Source organism: Actinomadura sp. NPDC000600 (assembly GCF_040492135.1).
Lineage (GTDB): Bacteria > Actinomycetota > Actinomycetes > Streptosporangiales > Streptosporangiaceae > Spirillospora.
Map to the genome: position 1 here is coordinate 33269 of NZ_JBEUPD010000026.1, position 16493 is coordinate 49761.

A 16493-nucleotide genomic window follows, 5' to 3' on the forward strand; every position below is an offset into this window, starting at 1 on the left:
CACCCCCCGGTTCGCTCCGCTCATCCCTTGAGGCCACTCGCGAACCCCTTGATCACATACCGCTGCAAGACCAGGAAGATCGCGAGGATCGGGAGGGCGGCGAGGACCAGGCCGGCGAAGACCAGGCCGTAGTCCGAGACGTACTGGCCGACGAACGCGAAGATCCGGACCGGGACCGTCTCGCGCGCCGAGCCGCCCAGGTACAGCAGCGGGGTGAAGAAGTCGTTCCAGATGAACACGGCGTTGAGGATCAGCACCGTGCCGGTGATCGGCCGCAGCAGCGGGAACACGACCCGGGTGAAGGCCTGGAGGTGGCCCGCGCCGTCGATCAGCGCAGCGTTGGCGTAGTCGCCCGGCAGCGCCCGGATGAACCCGGTGTACAGGAAGATCGTGAACGGCAGCTGGATGCCGGTGTAGAAGATGACCATTCCCTGGTAGGTGCCGAGCAGGCCCGCCGAGTCGGCGAGCTTGAACAGCGGGATCATCCCGAGCTGGAACGGCAGCACGATGCCGAGCAGGAACAGCACGTACAGCGTGTAGCCGAGCCGCGAGGCGCAGCGGGCGAGGAAGTAGGCGGCGAACGCCCCGATCGCGATGAGCGCCACCAGGCTCGCCACCGTGATCACGGTGCTGTTCAGCAGCGCCGACCCCAGCGACGCCCGCGACCATGCGTCGGAGTAGTTGCCGAACGTCGGCGACGTCGGCGGCGACAGCGGCGCCGACGCGATCTGCTGCTTGTCCTTCATCGACAGCGTGATGAGCGCGTACACCGGGAACAGGAACGCCACCGCGACCGCGATCATCACGATCTCCAGGGCGAACGTGCGTACTCCGTAGCGCAGGCTCATGCCACCTCCCGGCCGCGCAGGTAACGGATCTGGATCAGCGAGACCGCGGCGACGAACAGCGCCAGCACCAGCGCGATCGCGGTGCTGTAGCCGTAGTTGCCGAAGACGAACGCCTGCTTGTACAGGACGGTCGAGAGCGTCTCGCTGGCGTGCCCGGGCCCGCCGCTCGTGGCCGCGTAGACCTGGTCGAACAGCTTGAGCCCCCCGATCGTGGACAGCATCACGTTGATCGTGACGGCGGGGGCGAGCAGCGGCCAGGTCACGCTGCGGAACCGCTGGAACCGTCCCGCGCCGTCGATCATCGCGGCCTCGTGCAGCTCCGCGGGCACCCCCTCCAGCCCGGCCAGGAAGATGACCATGGAGTAGCCGGCGAACTGCCAGATCACCATGCCCGCCACCGACCACAGCGCCAGCGAGGGGTCGCCGAGCCAGTCCTGGCGCAGCGAGCCGAGGCCCACCGCGCCGAGGATGCCGTTGAGCCCCGCGTCCGGCGCCGGGTTGTAGACGTACTTCCACAGGAACGCCACCATCACGGGGCTGACGACGGCGGGCGCGAAGAAGACGACCCGCAGCACGGTGCGCGACTTGATGCGCGCGTGCACGCCCAGGGCGAGCAGCAGTCCGATGCCGTTCTGGACGAACACGATCGCGACCGTCAGCAGCAGCGTGTTGACCAGGGAGCCGCGCGCGGCGTCGTCCCGCAGCAGGCGCTCGAAGTTGTCGACGCCGACGAACGACCGGTCGCCGATGCCGTTCCAGTCGGTGAAGGCGTACACGATCCCGCTCGCGCTCGGGTAGAGGACGATCAGCGCGTACACCAGCAGGGCGGGCGCCGCGAACCACCACGGCGGGGTCAGGAAGCCGCCTCGCCTGCGGCGGCGGGACGGCGCCGGGCGGCGGGCCCCGCGCTCGGGAGGGCCCGCGGCACCGGCCGCCGAGGCGGCCGGTGCCGGACGTGCGGTCGGGGACACGGGCTACTTCTTCCGGTAGGTCTCGTCCAGCTTGGCCAGCCCCGCGGCAACCGTGGTCTTGCCCGCGAGCAGCTCCTGGACCAGCGCGAAGTGGGCGGGCTGCACCTCGGCGTTCGGCCACGCCTGGTCCATGAACGGGTCGGCCTTGTCGCCGTCCAGGTACGGCAGGAACGGCTCCAGCACCGGGTCGATCTTGGAGGAGGAGTCGCGGACGAGCGGGACGCACGCGACGGCCTCGGCCCAGCGGTTGATGTTCTGCTGCTCGCCGAGGAACTCGATGAACTTCTCGGCGGCGTCCTTGTTCTTGCTGCGGGCGCTGACGCCGAGCCCGACGACGACCCCCGCGGGGATCCGCACCTGCGCCGGGTCGTCCGCCGCGGGCACCGGGAACATCGACAGGTCGGCGGCGTCCGGTGCGGCCTTGCGGAAGTCGGGCAGGACGGCCGAGACCTGGATCGCCATGGCGGCCTTGCCGGTCGCGACCATGGACGTCGCCTGCTCGAAGGTGGTGCCGTTGGGGTTGTCGTTGAAGTACCCGCGCTTCTGCAGGTCCAGGTACATGTTCAGCGCGTCCACCCAGCCGGACTTGGCGAAGGACGCCGTGCCCGCCTGCATCTGGGCGTCGAACTGCGGGTTCTTGGCGTACACGGTGGACGGCACCAGCGCGTAGGTGATCAGCTGCGTGATCCAGGGGGTCTGCGCGCCGAGCGCGATCGGGACCGTGCCCTTCTTCTTGAGCTTCTCGCAGACGTCGAGGAACTCGCTCCAGGTCTTCGGCGGCTCCACTCCGGCCTTGGCGAAGGCCTTCTTGTTGTAGATCGCGCCGATGACGCTCGACCCGGCCGAGTAGATGAAGGTCTTGCCGTCCTTCTGGAACGCCGGCTTCAGGCTCGCCGGGATCTTCTTCGTCCACGCCTGGTCGCTCAGGTCGGCGAGCAGCCCCGCCTGCGCGATCTGCGCCATGCTCATGGCGCTGCCGTTGCCAGGGTAGACCACGTGCAGGTCGGGGGCGTTGCCCGCGCCGAGCTGGGTGCGCACCGAGGTCTGCACCTGGTCGGTCGGCGCGAACGACGTGCTGAACTTGGCCTTGGTGTAGGCCTTGGTGAGCAGGTCGAGCGCCTTCTGCTGGTCGGCGACGCCCACCAGGCGCAGGGTTCCCGAGCCGCCCGACGACCCTCCGCAGGCGGCGAGGCCCAGCGGCAGCGCGGCCGCGGCGGCGGCGCCGCCGGACAGCCGCAGGAATCCGCGGCGGCTGAGGGCCGCCCTCTCGAACGACGATGTCATCTTTCCTCCTAGCGTTCGCGGCGCGGACCGCCGGGGTGGTGGCGGTCCCGGCCGCGGCCGTCCCGCGCGGGAACGGACGTCATTGAAGGGCCGCCGTGAAGCGGTAGTCTCCGGAGCCGATCCGGCAGCGCAGCTCCCGCGGCCCCGTCCCGGCGACCGACACTCCGGGGGCGTCCGCCACCGGTGTCCCGCCCTCCCGCACGCCGGCCGGGTCGTCGGTGGGGATGTGGACGGTGGCGGTCGCCCCCGGCGGTACCGCCACCCGCAGCTCGAACACGCCGTCGCGGCGGGTCCAGCCGGTGGAGACGAGCCCGCGCACCGACTCGTACCGCGCGCTCGCCCCGCTGAGGGCGCCGGGCCTCGGCCGGATCAGCAGCTCGCGGTAGCCGGTCGAGCCGGGCGCCTGGTCGAGGCCGGCGACGCCCCGGTACAGCCACTCGCCGACCGAGCCGAGCGCGTAGTGGTTGAAGGAGTTCATCGCCGCTGCCTGGAACCCGCGCTCGGGGGTGTAGCCGTCCCAGCGCTCCCACACGGTGGTCGCGCCGTGCCGCAGCGGGTACAGCCAGGACGGCGGGTCGGTGCGGCGCAGCAGCGCGTGCGCGAGGTCAGCGCGGCCGTGCGCGTCGAGGACCGGCGCGATCAGCCCCACGCCGAGGAACCCGGTGGTGAGTCCGGGCCCGGCCTCCTCGACCAGCTCGGCGAGGCGCCGCACCGCGCCCGGGACCAGGTCGTCCGGGAGGAGCTCGAACGCGAGGGCCAGCAGGTAGGCGGTCTGGGTGTCGCCGTGGACCCGCCCGTCCGCCGACACGAACCGCTCGGTGAACGTCTTGCGGACGTGGGCGGCGAGCGCGCCGTACCGCGCCGCGGCCTCCTCCGAGCCGACGACCTCGGCGGCGCGCGCCGTCAGCGCGGCGCTGCGGGCGAAGTAGGCGGTGGCGAGGACGTCGCGCGGCGTGGGTGTGGGCGCGAGCCAGTCGGCGAAGTGCGGACCCGTGCGGTTGCTCCACACGAGGTCGGGGTTGTGCCGGTGGACGTGGTCGACCCACGCGCACATGGCGTCGAGGTTGCGCTCCAGGAAGCGCTCGTCCCCGTAGACGCGGTAGAGATGCCAGGGAACGAGGACGCCCGCGTCTCCCCAGCCGGGCGCACCCTCGTCGGACACCCCCGCGAGCCTCGGCGCCACGTTGCCGAACGCCCCGTCCGGCGACTGCGCGCCCCGCACCTCGCGCAGCCAGCCGTCGAAGAAGGCGGCCACGTCGGCGTTGAGGCAGGCGGTCGGCAGGAAGACCTGCGCGTCGGCCAGCCAGCCGAGCCGCTCGTCGCGCTGCGGGCAGTCGGTCGGGACGCCGACGAAGTTGGAGCGCTGCCCCCAGGAGATCGCCTCGTGGAGGCGGTCGACGCCGGGGTCGGAGCAGGTGAACTCCCCCGCCCAGGGCGTGTCGCTGTGCAGCACCACGCCGGTGATGTCGCCCGCGTCGAGCGCGCTCAGGCCGGTCACCTCCGCGTACCGGAACCCGTGGTAGGTGAAGCGCGGTTCGAAGACGGTCTCGGCTTCCCCGCCCGCGATCAGCACGTCCGTCGCGTCGGCGGTGCGCAGGTTGGCGGTGTAGAGCGCGCCCGCCTCGTCCAGGGCCTCGCCGTGCCTGATGACGACCCGGTCGCCGGGCGCCAGGCCGCGCGCGGTGAGCCGTACGCGGCCGGCGAAGTTCTGCCCGAAGTCGACCAGGAACCCCCCGCCCGCGAGCGGGGTGACCGTCCGCGTCGGCAGCTCGCGGACGGCGCGGACCGGCGGCGCGACAGACGCCGTGAGCCGGCTCCGGTCGGTGGCGGCGACCCACGCCGTCCGCCATCCCTCGCCGTCGTGCCCCGCGTCCGGCAGGTCCCAGCCGGGGGTCTCGCGGCGCAGGTCGTGGCACTCCCCCATCAGCAGGTCGGCGTACCGGACGGGCGACCGCGCGCTCTGCCAGTCGCCGCCGGTCGCGACGACGTCGGTGGAGCCGTCGGCGTGCACGAGGTGGAGCTCGGCCAGCAGTTGCGGGAACGTTCCGTAATGCGCGCCCGAGCGGCGCTCGTCGAAGCCGACGAACCCGCTCCACCAGCCGTCCGCGATCGTGGCGGCCAGCATGTTCGCGCCGGTCCGGACGAGGCCGGTGACGTCGTACGCCTGGTAGTCGATGCGGTCGCGGTAGTCCGTCCAGCCGGGAGCGAGTTCGGCGTCCCCGACCCGCGTCCCGTTGACGCGGATCTCGTACAGGCCGCGGGCGGTGACGTAGAGCCGCGCGGCGACCGGTGCGGCGGGGGCCTCGAACGCCCTGCGCAGCCGGACGGCCGGCTGGAGGCCGTGGTCGGCGAGGGCGACCTCGCCCTCCTCCGGCGCGTCCAGCACGTCCTGGACGGACGGGTCGTGCGTGATCCAGGCGGCGGACCATGCGGACGGGCTCAGCATCCCGGTCTCGAACCAGGACTCCTCCCGCGCGGTGGCGCCGTCCGTGCCGGTGACCTCGACCGTCCAGCGGTAGCGGGTGCGGGGCCGCAGCGCGGGGCCTCCGTAGCGGACGGAGACGGCGGACGGATCGTCCACGGGGCCCGAGTCCCAGACCTGGGCGCCGTCCTCGGCGCGGACCCGTACCCGGAACCCGCCGGGCGCGTCCCCGCGCCGGCCGGAGGACAGCCGCCATGACAGCAGCGGCTCGGGCTCGTCGATCCCGAGCGGCTCCGCCCGGTGCTCGCAGCGAAGGCCGTACGGCACCGGGCCTCGGCTCGGGGAACCCGCCACTCGCCCACTCCGATCGCAATCCCAACAAGGTGGACTGTGAAGATAACGGTGAAAAATGTGAGCTTGAGAGTAGAAGGGCCCTGATCAGGGTGTCAAGGTCCTGGATCCGCCCGTTTCGGCACCGCCGATGCGGGCGATGTGCGCATGCGGCGGCAGGCCCGCGGGCGCCCCGCGGCGCCCGTCACCGGCGGGCGCCGGTCAGGTCGCCGCCAGCTCGTAGGCAACCTTGTGCTCGTCGAGCCCGCGCAGCGCGTCCGCGTCGGCGCCGTCGTCGACGATGACGCGGTCGAACGCCGACAGCGGCGCGACCCGGTGGAGCGCCACCCGGCTGAGCTTCGAGTGGTCGATCAGCAGCACGCTGCGGGCGGCCGCGCCGAGCATGGCGCGCTTCACCGAGACGATGCGCTGCTCCTGGTGGTAGGCGAATCCGCCGGAGACCGCGGACGTCGACACGAAGCACAGGTCGACGTTGAGCGCCTCGATCGCGTCCACGCACGAGACCCCGAGGAACGAGTCGTGCAGCGGGTCGTAGTCGCCGCCGAGCGCCATCAGCCGGATGTCGCGCTCACCGGACAGCAGGTTGATGGCCTGCAGGAAGTTGGTGACGACCGTCAGCGGGGCCGCCCCGGCCAGCCGGCGCGCCAGCGCCAGGGCCGTGGTGGAGTCGTCGAGCATGACCGCCATGCCCGGCTCGACCATCTCGGCGGCCCGCGCGGCGATGGCGTCCTTGGCGGGCCGCATCGACTTCATCCGGTAGGCGACGTTGCTCTCGAACACCCCGGACGGCTGCGCGGTCACCCCGCCGCGGTGCTTGCGGACGACGCCCTGCCGCTCCAGTTCGTCGAGGTCGCGGTGGATCGTCATGAGGCTGACGCCGAAGCGCTCGGCGAGCCCCGCGGCGGAGACCGAGCCCGCGGACAGGACGATGTCGGCGATGTCCTGGCGGCGCCGCTCAGGTCCGCGCGCGTCCGCGCTCTGCCTGCCCATGCCGGAACCTCCCGCTGGCCGGCGCGCGCGACGGGGGGCTGTCGGCGGAGGCCGGGCGCCACACAAGGTAACACGTTCCGATGGTTTGTTAACACGAGGGTCAGTCGGGTTGACCCGCCTCGTCGGATCGCCGCACCGTGAGCGGCCTTTTCGCGGCCGGGCCTCCTCCGGTCAGCACCCTCCGGCGGCCGTCCCGCGGGTCCCATGCGGCGCAGCGCCCACAAGAACACCTGCGAATACCGCAAATACCATACGAAGCAGCTTATGGCCTAATTTCCGATTGTCTTGCCGGGCGATGATCAGAAGGGATATTGATAAGCCATCTGTCACTTGCCTCTCTTCGAATGGGACGGAATGACGACGACCCTGCCCTCCTTCCCCGCCGCGGACGAAACGCCGCTCGACACCTGCATACGGCTGCGGGAGATCGCTCCGGTGGTCGAAGTGGAGTTCCCCGGCGGCGTCCCCGCCTACCTGGCATTGACCCACAATGCCGTCCGGGAGATCCTCGCCGGCGACAACAGGACCTTCCTGCGGGATCCGCGGCACTGGCCCGCCCTGCACGACGGATCGATCCCCGAGGACTGGCCGCTGCGCGCGATCGTCCAGGGCGGCCACCTGTCCACCAAGGACGGCGACGACCACCGGCGGCTGCGCGGGCTGGTCGGCAAGGCGTTCACGCCCGCGCGGGTGCAGGCGCTGGAGCCGCGCGTCCGGCAGATCGTGGAGGGCCTCCTCGACGACGTCGTGGCCGCGGGCGACGGCGTCGACCTGGTCCCCGCGTTCACCGAGGCGCTGCCGATGTGGGTGATCTGCGAGCTGTTCGGCGTCCCCGCCGAGGACCGGCCCCGGGTGCGCGAGTGGACCGCGGCGCTGCTCGCCCACACCACCCCGCCCGAGGAGGCGTTCGCGACGCAGAACGCCCTCCAGGCCTACCTGCACGGGCTGGTGGAGAAGAAGCGCGCGGAGCCCGGGAACGACCTCACCACCGGGCTGGTCCAGGCCAGCGATGAGGGCGACCGGCTCACCACCGACGAGCTGGTCGGCGTGCTGTGGCTGATGCTCGTCGCCGGCCACGAGACCACCGTCCACCTGCTCGGCCACGCCATCGTGGCGTTGTCCCAGCACCCCGACCAGCTCGAACTGGCCAGGGCCGAGGACCGGTGGGACGACGTGGTCGAGGAGACCCTGCGCTACCGGCACTCGGTGATGATGACCAGCTTCCGTTTCACCGCGCGGGAGGTGACCGTCGCCGGGGTCCGCATCCCCGAGGGGCGGGCGGTCGGCGTGGTCTACCAGGCGAGCGGCCTCGACCCGGCAGAGCACGGCGAGAGCGCGGACCGGTTCGACATCACCCGGGAGCGCGGCGCGCGGCTCGGCTTCGGCCACGGCCCCCGCTACTGCATCGGCGCGTCCCTGGCGCGCCTGGAAGGCCGGCTGGCGCTCGCCTCGCTGTACCGGCGGCTGCCGGAGCTCACCCTCACCATCGACCCGGACGACATCCCCTACTCGCCCTCGTTCTTCACGGTCGGGCCCCTCAGCCTGCCGGTCGCGCTCGGCCCCGTCCGGCCCTGACGCCCCGCCCCCGGTCCGGCGGCCCGCCCCGCCGGACCGGAAGCCCGCGGGCGCGGCCGGTCGAGAATCCGCCGCAACGCGCTCACCTGCCGCGCCGCCATCAAAGATCATCGGGTTTTGGCGATCCCCTGTGCGCCGGGGCGATTTGATGCATCCTTATCACGCCTTATACCGATATGGCCGCCGTGCGACGGGTCGAGGAGTCCTGCGCGCCAGTCACCGACGCTCACGAGGACACGAGGATGGCAACAGAAGCGAATCGAGCCCGCATGGAGCGCGCCCCGCTGGAACGCGCGTTCTGGGTCTGGTTGATCGCAGCCATCGTCACCGGCGGCGCATGGCTGGGCGCACTTCTGGCGGTGGACGAGAAGTCGCGCGCCGTCGTCGGGATGGGCGGCGGCGCGGGAGCGCTCCTGGTGAGCCTCGCCGCCGGGGTCGCCGCCTACCACGCCGAGTGCGCGCGGGCCGCCCGCGAGCGGCTGGCCCGGGTGGAGGCCGAGAGCGGCGTCCTGGAGCGCAGGCTCCAGGAGCTGGTCGACGGACCGCTCCCGGCACTGATCGGGCGGCTGCACGCCGGAGCCTCGCCGGACGAGACCCTCGCCGAGCTCCAGACCGTCCCGAACCACCTGCTGGGCCGCCTGGTGCGCATGGTGGCCGAGGGCGTGGCGGAGAGCGAGCGGCGCGCGGCCCGCGCCGGGACCGAGCTGGCCGCCCTGGAGGACGAGGTCGTCCGGCTGGCCGACTCGACGCTGCCGGTCCTGGTCGAGCGGATCCGGAGCGACCGCGCCTCGGCCGCGTCCGTGCTGGCCGAGTTCCCGGCGCCCGCGCACCCGGCGCTCGACCGGCTCCTCCGCTCGGTCGCCGACGACGTGGCCGGCGGGGAGCGCACCCGGGCGGCGGCCATGGCGGCCTCCGCCAGCGCGGCGGCGCGGATCCAGGCGCAGACGACCCGCATGCTCGCCGGGCTCCGGGAACTGGAGGACCGCTACAGCGAGGACGAGGTCTTCGGCGACCTGCTCGACCTCGACCACCACGTCTCCCAGATGGGGCGCCTGGCCGACAGCATCGCGCTGCTCAGCGGCGGGCGCTCGGGGCGGCGCTGGACCAAGCCCATCAAGCTGGAGAGCGTCATCCGCGGCGCCATGGGGCGGATCGCCTCCTACCAGCGCGTCCAGTACCACTCGACCAGCACCGCCGCCATCGCCGGGTTCGCCGCCGAGGGCGTCATGCACGCGCTTGCCGAGCTGATGGACAACGCCGCCAACTTCTCCCCGCACGGCTCGGCCGTGCACGTCTACGCCGAGGAGGAGGACGCCGGGGTCGTCATCACCGTCGAGGACAGCGGGCTCGGGATGCGCCAGCGCGAGCGGGAGCGCGCCGAGCGGCTGGTCTCCGAGACCGCCGACCTGACCTCGCTGCCCGGCACGCGGCTGGGCCTCGCGGTGGTCGGGCGGCTGGCGGGCAAGCACGGCCTGCGGGTGAGCTTCCGGCCGTCCTCGCGCGGCGGCGTCGGCGTGGTCATGCTGATCCCGCGGCAGCTCGTCACCCACTCCCCCGGCGGAACCGCGGCGGGCACCCTGGCGGAGTCCATCGGCGGCACGCCGAGGACCGCCGGCGGGCCCGCCCGCGAACCCGTGCCGGCCCTGTCCGCCGCACCGGCGGCATCCGGCGCGGACGCCTCCGAAGGGGCGTCCTACCTGCCGAAACGCCGACGCGGCGCCACCCTCGCCGGGACGGTCGAGCAGCCGGAGGCGCCACCTCCGCTGCCCCGCGACCCGGGTGCCCGGTTCGCCGCGTTCCGCGCGTCGACGTCGGGGAGCCACCGGATGCCCGGCGGCGCCGGGTCCGGCGGCGGGCGGAGCGAGACCACGTCCACCGAAGACCCCGACCAGTAGGGCTCATGGTTCGGCGGCCCGTCCCCGGACGGCCGCCGGGCCGACCGGTCCCGGCGCTCGTCCGGACCGCAGGATCGACAGATAGGAGGCAGGGGCGCGCGCCTGCGGCGGACGCCGCCCCGTGATCTCGATGAGCACCGATGAGCACCGACTCGACTGGCTCCTGACGTCCCTCGCGGAGCGTGCCCCCGGCGTCCAGCACGTCCTGGTGCTGTCCCGGGACGGGCTGAGGATCTGCCACACCCCCGGCCTGGACGACGACAGGGCCGACCAGCTCGCGGCCATCGCCTCGGGCATCCAGAGCCTGTCCATGACCGCCTCCCACGAGTTCGGCCGGGGCGTCGGCGCCGGCCAGTCGATGGTGGAGTTCGCCGGCGGGCTGCTGCTGATCATCCCGGCCGGGGAGGGCGCGCACCTGGCCGTCGTGGCCCGCGAGGACGCCGACGTCGGCCTGGTCGGGCACAGCATGAACGAGCTGGTGGAGCAGATCGGCGGCTACCTGACCGCGGCTCCGCGCACGTCCGCGTCGAGATGAAACCGCGCCCCCTGGATCTCGACGACCCCGACCGGCTCTACACCGTGACCGGCGGCCGCAGCCGGGTCGACGACGCGGCCCTCGACCTGGTCACGCTGGTCGTCGCCGAGAACGACCCGGCGCCGGGCATGCAGTCCGAGCACGTCGCGATCCTGCGGCTGTGCCGCCGCCAGCCGGTGGCGGTGGTCGAGCTGTCCTCCCATCTGCGGCTGCCGGTCAGCGTCGTGAAGATCCTGGTGCTCGACCTGCGCGACGCCGGCCACCTCACCGTCCGCCACCCGACGTCGGCCACCGCGACGACGCGACTCGCCGACCTGGAGACCCTGAAGGAGGTGCTCGTTGGACTCAAAGCCCTCTGACCGCGCACCGGACCCCGCGGGCGGCGTGCCGCTGCGCCGCAGCGTCCGGGACGCGCTGAAGATCGTGATCGTGGGCGGGTTCGGCGTCGGGAAGACCACCATGGTCGGCTCGATCTCCGAGATCCGCCCGCTGAGCACCGAGGAGATCATGACGAAGGCCGGCGTCGGCATCGACGACCCGAGCCGCGTCGCCGACAAGCGCACCACCACGGTCGCCTTCGACTTCGGCCGGATCTCCCTGGACGCCCACCGCGTGCTCTACCTGTTCGGCGCCCCGGGCCAGCAGCGGTTCTGGTTCATCTGGGACCAGCTGTTCGCCGGCAGCCTGGGCGCCGTCGTGCTGGTGGACACGCGCCGCCTGGAGGACTCCTTCTACCCGCTCGACCGGCTGGAGCACCACAAGATGCCGTTCGTGGTGGCGGTCAACCGGTTCGACGGCCCCGAGCCGCGCCCCCCGCTGGACCTGGTGCGCGACGCGCTGTCGCTTTCCGCGGACGTTCCGCTGGTCGACTGCGACGCCCGGAGCCGCGACTCCTGCAAGAGCGTGCTGGTCACGCTCGTCCGGCACCTCACCACCCTCCACGACCCCGCCGCGCTCCAGGAGGCCGCGCAGTGACCGACGAGACCGAGCAGACCGACGAGACCGAGCCGAGCGGGCAGTCCGAGGAGAGCACCCGGGCGCCCGCCGACGAGAACGCCGTCCGCCTGTACGGGGAGGAGTTCGACCAGCGGCCGAAGGACTTCTTCGCAAGGATGCGGCGCGAGCACGGCCCGGTCGTGCCCGTCCTGCTCGAAGGCGACATCCCCGCCTGGTACGTCATCGGGTACCGGGAGGTCAACCACGTCACCGGCAACCCCGCCCTGTTCGCCCGCGACACCCGCCGCTGGAACGCCTGGGACATGGTCCCCGAGAACTGGTCGCTGCTGCCGTTCGTCGGCTGGAACCCCTCGGTGATGCTCGCCGAGGGCGAGGAGCACCACCGGCGCAGCGCGGCGATCAGCGACGCGCTGGACGCCGTCGACCGCACCGAGCTCGCGGGCATCTGCGAGCGCGTCGCCGACCACCTGATCGACGAGTTCGCCGGGGACGGCGAGGCCGACCTCGGCGCCCAGTACGCCGACCGGCTCCCGCCGCTGGTCATGGTCGGGCTGTTCGGCGTCCCCGACGCCGAGGTGCCGGACATGATCCGCGACATCCAGGACGTCGCGGGCTCCGACGAGAACGCCGTCGCGGCCTACGGGCGGCTCCAGGAGACCATGCGGCGGCTGGCCGAGACCCGCAGGGCGCGCCCCGGCGCGGACGTCACGTCCCGCCTGCTGCGCCACCCCGCCGGCTACACCGACGACGAGCTGGTCAGCGACCTGATCCCGATGATCAGCGCGGGGCACCTGCCGACCGGCCACTGGATCGGCAACACGCTGCGGCTGATGCTGGTGGACGAGCAGTTCGCCGTGACGCTCCAGGGCGGCCGCGGCAGCGTCTCGCAGGCCCTCAACCAGGTGCTGTGGGAGGACACGCCGTCCCAGAACAACATCGGCCGCTTCGCCGTGCGCTCCTGCGAGCTGGCCGGACGCAAGATCCGTCCGGGCGACATGCTGATCCTGGGCTGGGCCGCGGCGAACGCCGACCCCCAGGTCGCGCCGCCCGCGCACGGCGCCGGCGCGGGCAACCGCGCCCACCTGTCGTTCGGCCACGGCGACCACGGATGCCCCTACCCCGCCCCGGAACTCGCCGAGGTCGTCGCCAGGACGGCGGTCGAGGTGCTGCTCGACCGGCTGCCCGACATGGAGCTCGCGGTGAAGCCGGACGAGCTCATGTGGCTCCCGTCCTTCTGGGTCCGCCGCCTGGCCGCCCTCCCCGTCCGCTTCACCCCGGCCCTGACCCCCCACCGCCCCCTCTGACACGCCGCCTTCCAGCCGGCGAAAACGGTTTGCCCGGCTCTCGCGACTCGATGAATCCTGAGCCGATGGACCTCAAGGACGCCGCGCGGGCCTGGCAGACCGACGGCTTCGTCATCCTCCCGGCGTTTCTCCAGGGAGACGAGCTGAGCGCGGCGGTGGACGAGTTACCCCTGCTGTTCCCGACGGCCGCGGGCTTCCACGACCGCACCGACCCGCGAGCGGAGCGTTTCGTCGGCGACGAGTTCGCGGGGATCGACGCCTTCCCCTTCGCGAGCACCGCGATCAGCCTCCTGGCCGTCCACCACCGCGTCCTCGATCTGGCCGAGGCGCTTCTTGGCGGCGGCGACTTCCACGTCTACACGGCGGAGGCCTGGGCGAAGTACACCGGCGCCTGCGACTACGACCAGGACCTGCATCGCGACTACCTCAACCACACGCTCCTGGTGCCGAGCACAGCGGCCGAGTTTCGGCAGTTGGAGATGTTCGTCTTCCTCAGCGACGTGCCCGAGGAGCTCGGGCCGCCGCATCTGGTCTCCCGCAGGCACACCGCGGCGCTGCCTTCGGTGCCCAACTGGTTCCTGCGGCCTGGGCGGGCGGGCTCCGGGCGCTTCCTCGACGCCGGTGGCGGGCCGGACCTCTACGAGGCCGAGGTGTCGGGTGCCGGGCCCGCCGGAACGGTCATCGCGTTCGAGGCGGGGACCTTCCATCGCGGCACCGGGCTGACCGCGCCGCGCGGCGTCCGGTACAGCATGCATCTGGGGTTCCGGCCGTCCGGCGTCGGTTGGGGGCAGCGGATGGGATGGGCCATGCGCGGCTACGAACGGGCGTGGGTCGACTTCGTCCACCGCGCCGATCCGCGGCAGCTCCAGGCCTTCGGGTTCCCGCCGCCCGGCCATCCTTACTGGACGCCCGAGACATTGGCCGGGACGGCGCTCCGGTACCCGGAGCTCGACCTGGCGCCGTGGCGGGGCGGGTTCAGCGGCGGCCGTGCGTGCGGTAGGGCTCCGCGTCGCTCCACTTGACGTCCAGGCCCAGGCCGGGACGGTCGGAAGCGGGGACGAGGGCGCCGTCCTCCGGGGTGAGCGTTCCGTCGAAGAGCAGCCCCTCGACGCGGACGTGGTCGTGGAAGTACTCCAGGTGGCGCAGGCGGTCGACCGCGCAGAACGCGTGCGCCGAGACCGCCGGGGCGCAGTGGGCGGACAGGTCGATCTGCCGCGCGGCGGACAGCCCCGCGACCTGGAGCAGGCCCGTGATGCCGCCGCACCGGGTGACGTCGGCCTGGAGGCAGTCCACGGCGGGGCCGTCCAGAAGGTCGGCGAAGTCCTTCAGGACGAACCCGTACTCCCCCGCGGCGACCTCCAGCCGCCCCGGCCCCTCGTCGCGGACGAGGCGCAGGCCCACGACGTCGTCGGAGCTCACCGGCTCCTCGAACCACCGGACGTCCCACTCCTCGGCGAACCGCCGCGCCCAGTACAGGGCGTCCTTGCGCGTCAGGGCCCCGTTGGCGTCGGCGTACAGTTCGGCGTCCCCGATCGCGTCCCGGACGGCCGCGAGCCGCCGCGGGTCCTCCTCCGGCCGCCGCGACACCTTCAGCTTGACCCGCGGTATGCCCTGCCCGACCCAGCCGGAGAGCTGGTCCGCGAGGCGGTCCAGGGGGTAGTTCGTGAAGCCGCCGCTGCCGTAGACGGGCACCCGGTCGTGAAAGGCCGGCAGCGCCTTGAACAGCGGAAGCCCGAGCAGCTTCGCCTTGAGGTCCCAAAGCGCGACGTCGACGGCGGACACCGCCATCGCCCCGACCCCGGGGCGTCCGGCGTTGCGGATCCCGGCGAACATCCGCTCCCAGGCCGCAGGCGGGGCGAGCGCGTCGGCGCCTCGCACCGCGGACGCCAGCTTGGACTCCACGAACGCGGCGACCGACACGTCCCCGTAGGTGTAGCCGATCCCGGTCTGCCCGCCGGCGCTCACCTCGACGAGGACGAGGGTCGTCGAATCCCAGCGGAGCGTGCCGTCCTCCTCGCTGCCGCCGGGCCCGTCGGTGGGCGCCTCGAAGGCGTGCACTCCGACATCGTCAACCTCCACCTCGCCGCGCGGACGCATCGCTCCTCCCTTCGTCGGCGTCTACCTAACCCTGGGGCCGGACCTAAACCGGAGAGGGCCTCGGCACCGCACCATACTTAGGAGTATGGTTCCGTACCATGGAGTATGGAGATGAGATCACGCACCGCGTGCGGGCCCTCGCGCCGACGCTCGCCGAACGCGCGCGGGCCGCCGAGGACGCGCGCCGGCTGCCCGACGAGACCATCGCCGACCTGGCCGGGACCGGGCTGTTCGACATGCTGGTGCCGAAGCGGTTCGGCGGCGCCGAGCTCGGGTTCGAGGCGATGGCGGCGGCGTGCCGCGAGGCGGGCGCCGGATGCGCCTCCACGGGCTGGCTTTCGGTCATCTACACGCTGCACAACTGGATGGTCGCGCTGTTCCCCGAGCAGGCGCAGGCCGAGGTCTGGGCCGACCGGCCGTACGCGCTTATCCCCTGCGTCCTGTCGCCGGGCGGGACGGCGGCGCCGGCGGACGGCGGGCACCGGGTCACCGGGCGCTGGTCGTGGGGCAGCGGGGTGATGCACGCCGGGCACGTGATGGTCATGGCGCTGGTCACCGATGGCGACGCGATCGAGCCGCGGCTGTTCCTGCTGCCGCGCGAGGAGGTGGCGGTGCACGACGTCTGGCACACCAGCGGGATGCGGGGCACCGGCAGCAACGACATCGAGGTGCCGGACGTCTTCGTCCCGGCGCACCGGTCGGTGCCGCTCGCCGACCTGGCGGAGGGGCGCTCGCCCGGCTCCCTCGTCCACCCCGGGCCGCTCTACCGGACGCCGCTCGTGCCCGTCTTCGCGCTGACCGGCGCGGCGCCCGTCCTCGGCGTGGCCGAGGGGGTGCTGGCGCGGTTCGCCGAGCGGACGCGGGGCCGGGTGATGGCCTACTCCGGCGAGCGGCAGCGCGAGACCACGGGCGCGCAGGTCCGGCTCGCGGCGGCGACCGCGGACCTGGCCGCCGCCCGGCTGCTGCTGGAGGACGCGCTGCGCGGCGTCGTCCGCGCCGTGGCGGACGGGGACTGCGATATGCGGCGCCGCGCCAGGGCCCGGCTCGTGGCGGCGCACGTCGCCGGGACCGCCCGGCGGGTCGTCAACGACCTGTGCTCGGCCGCCGGGGCGAGCGCGCAGTTCAGCGACTCCCCGTTCCAGCGGGCGCAGCGGGACGTCAATACGATCTCCGGGCACGTGGTGTTCGAACCGGACGCGGCGTACGCCCTCTACGGCAGGATCGAGCTGGGACTGGACCCCGGCCCGGTGACCCTGGTGTGACG

General features: G+C 73.0%; 14 protein-coding genes. 8 read left to right on the plus strand and 6 right to left on the minus strand.

Translation table 11 applies throughout. From position 1 onward, the window contains the following. Window positions 1-20 precede the first annotated feature (20 nt). From ABWI07_RS30590 to ABWI07_RS30610, 5 genes are all read right to left on the minus strand, one after another. Window positions 21-848, minus strand: coding sequence for a carbohydrate ABC transporter permease (locus ABWI07_RS30590; protein ID WP_353820645.1), 828 nt, complete (start codon window positions 846-848; stop codon window positions 21-23). Further along, entirely contained in the window at window positions 845-1819 is a 975-nt protein-coding gene (locus tag ABWI07_RS30595; protein ID WP_149261510.1) for a carbohydrate ABC transporter permease, read from the minus strand. Before ABWI07_RS30595 ends, ABWI07_RS30590 begins: the two co-directional genes overlap by 4 nt. Window positions 1820-1822: 3 nt before the next feature. Beyond that, window positions 1823-3103, minus strand: coding sequence for an ABC transporter substrate-binding protein (locus ABWI07_RS30600; RefSeq protein WP_149261509.1), 1281 nt, complete (start codon window positions 3101-3103; stop codon window positions 1823-1825). Between the two features lie 79 nt (window positions 3104-3182). Then, window positions 3183-5852 (minus strand): alpha-L-rhamnosidase, encoded by a 2670-nt coding sequence (locus tag ABWI07_RS30605; RefSeq protein WP_353820646.1) that lies wholly within the window; start codon window positions 5850-5852, stop codon window positions 3183-3185. A 225-nt stretch (window positions 5853-6077) separates the two neighbouring features. Further along, entirely contained in the window at window positions 6078-6866 is a 789-nt protein-coding gene (locus ABWI07_RS30610; RefSeq protein ID WP_353820647.1) for a DeoR/GlpR family DNA-binding transcription regulator, read from the minus strand. Between the two features lie 354 nt (window positions 6867-7220). Between ABWI07_RS30610 and ABWI07_RS30615 the strand changes: the two genes are divergently transcribed. The 7 genes from ABWI07_RS30615 (at window position 7221) to ABWI07_RS30645 (ending at window position 14154) form a co-directional block, all read left to right on the plus strand. Beyond that, entirely contained in the window at window positions 7221-8441 is a 1221-nt protein-coding gene (locus tag ABWI07_RS30615) for a cytochrome P450 family protein (RefSeq protein ID WP_353820648.1), read from the plus strand. A 242-nt stretch (window positions 8442-8683) separates the two neighbouring features. After that, a complete protein-coding gene (locus tag ABWI07_RS30620; protein ID WP_353820649.1) occupies window positions 8684-10336 on the plus strand; it encodes a sensor histidine kinase in 1653 nt (550 codons plus the stop codon). A gap of 130 nt (window positions 10337-10466) precedes the next feature. Beyond that, a complete protein-coding gene (locus ABWI07_RS30625) occupies window positions 10467-10871 on the plus strand; it encodes a roadblock/LC7 domain-containing protein (protein ID WP_149261505.1) in 405 nt (134 codons plus the stop codon). After that, window positions 10868-11230, plus strand: coding sequence for a DUF742 domain-containing protein (locus ABWI07_RS30630; protein WP_149261504.1), 363 nt, complete (start codon window positions 10868-10870; stop codon window positions 11228-11230). The genes ABWI07_RS30625 and ABWI07_RS30630 overlap by 4 nt, the downstream gene beginning before the upstream one ends. Further along, entirely contained in the window at window positions 11211-11846 is a 636-nt protein-coding gene (locus ABWI07_RS30635; protein ID WP_375708346.1) for a GTP-binding protein, read from the plus strand. Before ABWI07_RS30630 ends, ABWI07_RS30635 begins: the two co-directional genes overlap by 20 nt. After that, window positions 11843-13132, plus strand: coding sequence for a cytochrome P450 (locus tag ABWI07_RS30640; RefSeq protein WP_353820650.1), 1290 nt, complete (start codon window positions 11843-11845; stop codon window positions 13130-13132). The genes ABWI07_RS30635 and ABWI07_RS30640 overlap by 4 nt, the downstream gene beginning before the upstream one ends. Before the next feature lie 65 nt (window positions 13133-13197). Continuing rightward, the gene (locus ABWI07_RS30645; RefSeq protein WP_149261502.1) at window positions 13198-14154 is read left to right on the plus strand and encodes a phytanoyl-CoA dioxygenase family protein; all 957 of its coding nucleotides are present in this window, start codon (window positions 13198-13200) and stop codon (window positions 14152-14154) included. On the opposite strand, the gene ABWI07_RS30650 is transcribed toward ABWI07_RS30645, so the two are convergent. Then, complete coding sequence (locus ABWI07_RS30650) at window positions 14108-15229, minus strand: enolase C-terminal domain-like protein (protein ID WP_149261501.1); 1122 nt, start codon at window positions 15227-15229, stop codon at window positions 14108-14110. The genes ABWI07_RS30645 and ABWI07_RS30650 overlap by 47 nt on opposite strands. 98 nt (window positions 15230-15327) lie before the next feature. Between ABWI07_RS30650 and ABWI07_RS30655 the strand changes: the two genes are divergently transcribed. Further along, window positions 15328-16491, plus strand: a complete 1164-nt coding sequence (locus ABWI07_RS30655; RefSeq protein ID WP_353820651.1) for an acyl-CoA dehydrogenase family protein — start codon at window positions 15328-15330, stop codon at window positions 16489-16491. Window positions 16492-16493 lie beyond the last annotated feature (2 nt).